The organism is endosymbiont of Riftia pachyptila (vent Ph05), from assembly GCF_000224455.1.
GTDB lineage: Bacteria > Pseudomonadota > Gammaproteobacteria > Chromatiales > Chromatiaceae > Endoriftia > Endoriftia persephonae.
Genome location: NZ_AFOC01000140.1, coordinates 1 through 5,694, shown reverse-complemented (window position 1 = coordinate 5,694; position 5,694 = coordinate 1). Strand labels below are relative to the sequence as shown.

6 protein-coding genes and 1 pseudogene are annotated in these 5,694 nt (G+C 59.9%); 4 read left to right on the top strand and 3 right to left on the bottom strand.

The window, feature by feature from the left end; all coding sequences use genetic code 11:
* The 3 genes from RIFP1SYM_RS15310 to rhlB all read right to left on the bottom strand — a co-directional run.
* Positions 1 to 617: ion transporter (locus RIFP1SYM_RS15310; protein ID WP_039960717.1), on the bottom strand; the 617-nt coding region annotated here is incomplete at its 3' end.
* A gap of 193 nt (positions 618 to 810) precedes the next feature.
* Positions 811 to 1,173 carry a YkgJ family cysteine cluster protein gene (locus tag RIFP1SYM_RS15305; RefSeq protein WP_005966470.1) on the bottom strand — a complete coding sequence of 121 codons (363 nt, stop codon included), beginning with the start codon at positions 1,171 to 1,173 and terminating at the stop codon, positions 811 to 813.
* A 5-nt stretch (positions 1,174 to 1,178) separates the two neighbouring features.
* Positions 1,179 to 2,534: an ATP-dependent RNA helicase RhlB gene (gene rhlB, locus RIFP1SYM_RS15300; protein ID WP_006474895.1), complete on the bottom strand. Its 1,356-nt coding sequence runs from the start codon at positions 2,532 to 2,534 to the stop codon at positions 1,179 to 1,181.
* 200 nt (positions 2,535 to 2,734) lie between these two features.
* On the opposite strand from rhlB, the gene trxA reads away from it, so the two are divergent.
* The 4 genes and pseudogenes from trxA to RIFP1SYM_RS15280 all read left to right on the top strand — a co-directional run.
* Positions 2,735 to 3,061 carry a thioredoxin TrxA gene (trxA, locus tag RIFP1SYM_RS15295; protein ID WP_006474896.1) on the top strand — a complete coding sequence of 109 codons (327 nt, stop codon included), beginning with the start codon at positions 2,735 to 2,737 and terminating at the stop codon, positions 3,059 to 3,061.
* A gap of 182 nt (positions 3,062 to 3,243) precedes the next feature.
* Positions 3,244 to 4,500: a transcription termination factor Rho gene (gene rho, locus RIFP1SYM_RS15290; RefSeq protein WP_006474897.1), complete on the top strand. Its 1,257-nt coding sequence runs from the start codon at positions 3,244 to 3,246 to the stop codon at positions 4,498 to 4,500.
* A gap of 96 nt (positions 4,501 to 4,596) precedes the next feature.
* Positions 4,597 to 5,256 carry an N-acetylmuramate alpha-1-phosphate uridylyltransferase MurU gene (gene murU, locus RIFP1SYM_RS15285; protein ID WP_005966466.1) on the top strand — a complete coding sequence of 220 codons (660 nt, stop codon included), beginning with the start codon at positions 4,597 to 4,599 and terminating at the stop codon, positions 5,254 to 5,256.
* A gap of 8 nt (positions 5,257 to 5,264) precedes the next feature.
* A pseudogene (locus RIFP1SYM_RS15280) lies at positions 5,265 to 5,694 on the top strand (glutamate--cysteine ligase); the annotation flags it as partial.

Here is a 5,694-nt window from a genome sequence, read left to right as displayed (position 1 = left end):
TAGCTCCAGCTCAGTGGATAGACGGCCATGGTCTCGTACATCACGTCGGTCCAGTCCTCGAAGGTGGCGACGCGGAACAGGGTCAGCATGGCGATGGTGATGTTCTCCCACAGCTCCGGGTTGATGGTGTGGAAGAACATGCTGCCCGCTGCGGCGTAGATATAGAAGATGATGAACATCAGCAGCGAGACGTAGCCCATGCGCGGGATCGCGGTGACAAAGGCGTTCAGCAACACCCGTAGCTCCGGGATGATGGAGATCAGCCGCAGCACCCGGAAGATGCGCAGCAGTCGCCCGAGTAGCGCCGCCTCACTATCCTCCACCGGAATTAGGCTGGCCACCACGATGATGAAATCAAAGACATTCCAGGCCTTGCTGAAGAAGCGTTTCAGACTCTGCTCGGCGATTATGCGGATGCTGATTTCCAGCAGAAAGAACAGGGTAATGCCGATATCGAGGATTGCGAAGACGCTGCTCAGAGTCGGCGGGATGGCGTAGGTCTTGGCGCCGATTACCATCGCTGAGATCAGGATCACCAGGATTACGAAGGTCTCGAAGCCCTTGTTTTCGCGGATTGAGATGAAACGGTTCTGGAGGCTGGCTGCGCTGAGGTTCATGGGGTTCGGGGTGGCTGGAGTTCGGATTTTCGGGTCGCGGATTATAGCTGCTGCCGCGGAAAAATCACGTGGCCGTTGGCTCAGATTGGGGTATGGGTTCAGCAGGCAGATCGGCTTACGACTGCAATGCAGTGTGGGGCGCTGCTGTTTGGCTCAGCCTCTTGCGTGGTTTTCTACTCGCGCTGCTGACGACCTATCGTCCCCAGGTCTTGAAGCGTTTTTTACAGTAGTCGAGTAGCTCACGGTAGTTGCGGAAGTGGAGCTCGAAGCCCGCTTCCGCCGGGGCGTCGAGTTCGCACCAGTCGTTGCTGTAGTCGCGACAGATCTGCGGGCGCTCGGCGTAGATACCGCAGGCGCCGCTCGGCTGGATGTGTTCGCAGCGGGCCTGGAACAACAGAAACCAGCCATCCTCATCTTTATAGACCTCCACCCCCTGGTGGGAGATCTGCCACAGCAGGTGCTCGAAATCGACCTTGGAGCGTGGTGCGACGCCGAGGGCCTCGGTGGTGTAGCTGCAGCATTTTGAACCGCTGCAGCGGCCACACTTGTCATCCACTCGGGTTACTGCGGGTTTTTTGATGTGCCCTCCGGATGGTGCCGGTGCCGATGGCGTTTGGGCTTGTCACCCTCGGCCCTGTTTTCGTCGTGCTTTTTATGATGACCACTACTGTGGCCTCTGCCGTGGTGCTTACGGCCATCCTTGCTGCGATGCTGCACACGCTTGCTGCGGTCCGGGTAGATGCGGCTCTTTGGGTCGACCTCTGCCAGCAGTTCGGCGGAGACCGTCTCCATCGGGATGGCGTGGCCGGTGTACTTGGCGATGTCGGGAAGGGAGAAGGCGTAGGTCTCGCAGGCGAAGCTGATGGCGTCGCCGCTGGCGCCGGCGCGGGCGGTGCGGCCGATACGGTGCACATAGTCTTCCGCATCCTCCGGCAGATCGTAGTTGACTACGTGGGTGACATCCGGGATGTGCAGGCCGCGCGCCGCCACGTCGGTGGCGACCAGTACCGATAGTTCACCGGACTGAAATTTGTTGAGCAGGTTGAGGCGTTTTTTCTGTGGCACATCGCCGGAGAGCACCGCAGTGTCGATCTGGTTGCCCTGCAGGAAGCCCCAGACCTTGTCCGCGACCCGTTTGGTGTTGACGAAGACGATGGTGCGGCTCGCCTCTTGCCTGCGCAGCAGGCCGATCAGCAGCGGGATCTTCTCCTCGTTGGCAACCATGTAGCCGATCTCTCGCACTTTCTCAGCGGTGACCTGTTCTGGTTGCACCTCCACATGCTGCGGGTTGTTCATGTGTTCGTAGGCGAGCTCTTGCACCCGGTAGGAGAGGGTGGCGGAGAACAGCATGCCGAGGCGGCGGGTTGGGCCCGGGCAGCGCCGCAGCAGGTAACGGATGTCCTTGATGAAGCCGAGGTCGAACATGCGGTCCGCCTCATCCAGCACTACCACCTGGATCTCATTGAGGTTGTATACATGCTGTTTGAAGTAGTCGATCAGTCGTCCGGGGGTGCCGACCAGGATATCAACGCCTTGCTGCAGCTGATTGCGCTGCTGTTCGTAGCCGGTGCCGCCATATACCGCGGCAGTGGTGAAGTCGGTATGCTTGCAGAGTGCCTCGGCGTCTTTGTGGATCTGCACTGCTAGTTCGCGGGTCGGGGCGAGCATCAGTGCGCGGGGTTGGTTGGGCCGGCGTTGTTCGCTGCTGGGGTGGTCGATCAGGTGCTGCAGGGTCGCGACTAGGAAGGCAGCGGTCTTGCCGGTGCCGGTCTGCGCCTGGCCGGCGACATCGTTGCCGGCGAGGGCGATTGGCAGGGTCTCTGCCTGGATCGGGGTGCACTGGATGAAGCCTGCCTCGGTGATGCCCTGCAGGAGTTCAGGGGCGAGATCGAATTGGTCGAATCGTGTGTCTGTCAAGTGTGTTTTGCTCATGGCGGGCAAGGATAACCCAATTTTTGTGAACTTTGGACTTGAATTAGTGGGATTTTTTCGATCCAATAAGCGACTCGTCACTGTTTGTGGCGTGAATTCACCTGATTTACCTGCTTCTAGGAACCCAAACACAGAGCACCATGCGGTGCCTGGTGTCTTCCCAGATCTTTTTGGAGAAACCCAACGTGAGTGGACAGATTGTTCATGTGACGGACGACTCTTTCGAGTCAGATGTGCTGCAGTCAACCCTGCCGGTCCTGATTGACTATTGGGCGGAGTGGTGTGGCCCCTGCAAAATGATCGCACCGGTGCTGGATGAGATCGCGGCCGAATACTCCGGCAAGCTCAAGGTCGCCAAGCTGAATATTGATGATAATTCCAACACCCCGCCCCAGTACGGTATCCGTGGTATCCCCACGCTGATGCTGTTCAAGAATGGCGAGGTTGAGGCGACCAAGGTGGGCGCGGTCTCCAAATCACAGCTGACCGCGTTTATCGACAGTAATCTCTGAGCGCTGGCAGAAGCCTGGTGACTGGACGCGTCACGAATGCCTGCTAGACTTCCCGCAACGCGAATCCGCACGCAGATCGCCCCCATCAAAATCTGAAGATACTTTTTCTCGGCTTGTCCCCATATCGGGGGCGACTCTCTTTTCCCGCCGATCCCATCAACTCAAAACCATCCCAAAACACCATGAACCTGACTGAACTTAAAAAGATGCCGGTCCCAGAACTGGCCGACCTCGCGCGCGATATGAAGATCGAGGGCATGGCGCGTACCCGTAAACAGGATCTGATTTTCGCCATCCTCAAGGCCCATGCGAAGAAGGGCGAGGACATCTACGGCGATGGGGTGCTGGAGATCCTGCCGGATGGTTTTGGTTTTCTGCGTTCGGGCGACAGCTCTTACCTGGCCGGGCCAGACGATATCTATGTCTCACCGAGTCAGATCCGCCGTTTCAGCCTGCGTACCGGCGACACCATCTCCGGTAAGATTCGCCCGCCAAAGGATGGCGAGCGCTACTTCGCGCTGCTCAAGGTCTCCGAGATCAACTTCGACAAGCCGGAGAACGCCAAGAACAAGATCCTGTTCGAGAACTTCACTCCGTTGTTCGCCAACCAGAAGTTCACTCTGGAAAAGGGTAACGGCAGCACCGAGGACATCACCGCCCGCACCATCGAACTCTGTGCCCCGATCGGCAAGGGGCAGCGCGGCCTGATCGTCTCTCCGCCCAAGGCGGGCAAGACCATGATGCTGCAGAATATCGCCCAGTCGATCGCCTACAACCACCCCGAGTGCTACCTGATCGTGCTGCTGATCGACGAGCGTCCGGAAGAGGTGACCGAGATGGCCCGCTCGGTGCGCGGTGAGGTGATCTCCTCCACCTTCGACGAGCCGGCCACCCGCCACGTGCAGGTCGCCGAGATGGTGATCGAGAAAGCCAAGCGGCTGGTCGAGCACAAGATGGACGTGGTGATCCTACTCGACTCCATCACACGCCTGGCGCGCGCCTACAACACCGTCATCCCCTCCTCCGGCAAGGTGCTGACCGGTGGTGTCGACGCCAACGCCCTGCACCGTCCCAAGCGTTTCTTCGGCGCCGCGCGCAACGTGGAGGAGGGCGGCAGCCTGACCATCATCGCCACCGCCCTGGTGGAGACCGGCTCGCGCATGGACGATGTGATCTACGAGGAGTTCAAGGGCACCGGCAACATGGAGGTCCACCTGGATCGCCGCATCGCCGAGAAGCGCATCTTCCCCGCCATCAACATCAACCGCTCTGGCACCCGCCGCGAGGAGCTGCTGATGAAAGAGGGCGATCTGCAGAAGATGTGGATCCTGCGCAAAATCCTGCATCCTATGGATGAACTGGCGGCGATGGAGTTCCTCTTCGACAAGCTCAAGGTCTCCAAGACCAATCAGGAGTTCTTCGACGCGATGCGGCGTTGAGGTAATGACTGACCTGGTTGCCACCGCGCCCCGGGTTTTATCCTGACGCCAGGCAGCATGCCGTGACTGCAGCGTTCCCCCAGCAAACCTGATGCGATGAAGGCGATGATCCTCGCGGCCGGGCGCGGCGAGCGCATGCGCCCGCTCACCGACCATACCCCCAAGCCGCTGCTGTCAGTGGCGGGCAAGCCGCTGATCCAGTACCACATCGAAAATCTGGCCCGTGCCGGCGTGCGTGAGTTGGTGATCAACCATGCTCACCTGGGTGAACAGATCGAGGCCTGGCTGGGTGATGGGGCGCAGTTTGGGGTTTCAATCCGCTACTCCCCCGAAGCCGAGGCGCTGGAGACCGGCGGCGGCATCTATCGTGCGCTACCTTTACTGGGAGAGGCGCCCTTCCTGGTGGTCAACGGCGATGTCTGGTGCGACTTCGATCCCAGCCGCCTACAGCTGGCCGGAGGAGATCTGGCACAGCTACTGATGGTCGCCAATCCGGACCACCACCCAGGGGGGGATTTTCATCTGCAGGCGGGGCGGCTGGATGACCAGGGCAGTCCAAAGCTGACCTTCAGTGGCATCGGCCTCTATCGTCCGGCGCTGTTTGAAGGCTGCCGGGCTGGCCGCTTCCCGCTGGCGCCACTGTTGCGGAATGCGATGGCTCAGGGCCGGGTGGCCGGCGCTGAACATCATGGTCGCTGGATCGATGTCGGCACTCCGCAACGCTTGCAAGAGCTGGAGCGCAAACTCACAGGATAAACTCGACCATGGGCCAGGAGATCAGCTCAAGCATCTTTTCCCCGGATGACTTCCGCGAGTTTCGGCAGCGGCTGAAGGCAGAGACCCGGCTCCTCGCCGAGTGGTTCAGAGAGGGCCGTTTTGCGTCGGTTGGGCACAGCGGTGGATTTGAGCTGGAGGCCTGGCTGGTGGATGGTAGTGGCTATCCTGCACCACTCAATCAACCCTTTTTGCAGGCCCTCGACAACCCGTTGGTGGTGCCCGAACTAGCCACCTTCAATGTGGAGCTCAACAGTACTCCGCGCGCGATTAGAGGAACAGTCTTTTCCGAGATGGCGGCAGAGTTGCAGCAGCTTTGGTGCCAATGCCGGGATGCCGGCGCGCCGCTGGATGTCCGTCCAGGCATGATCGGCATTCTGCCAAGCCTGCGCCAGTCTGATCTCAGTCTGGCTAATATGT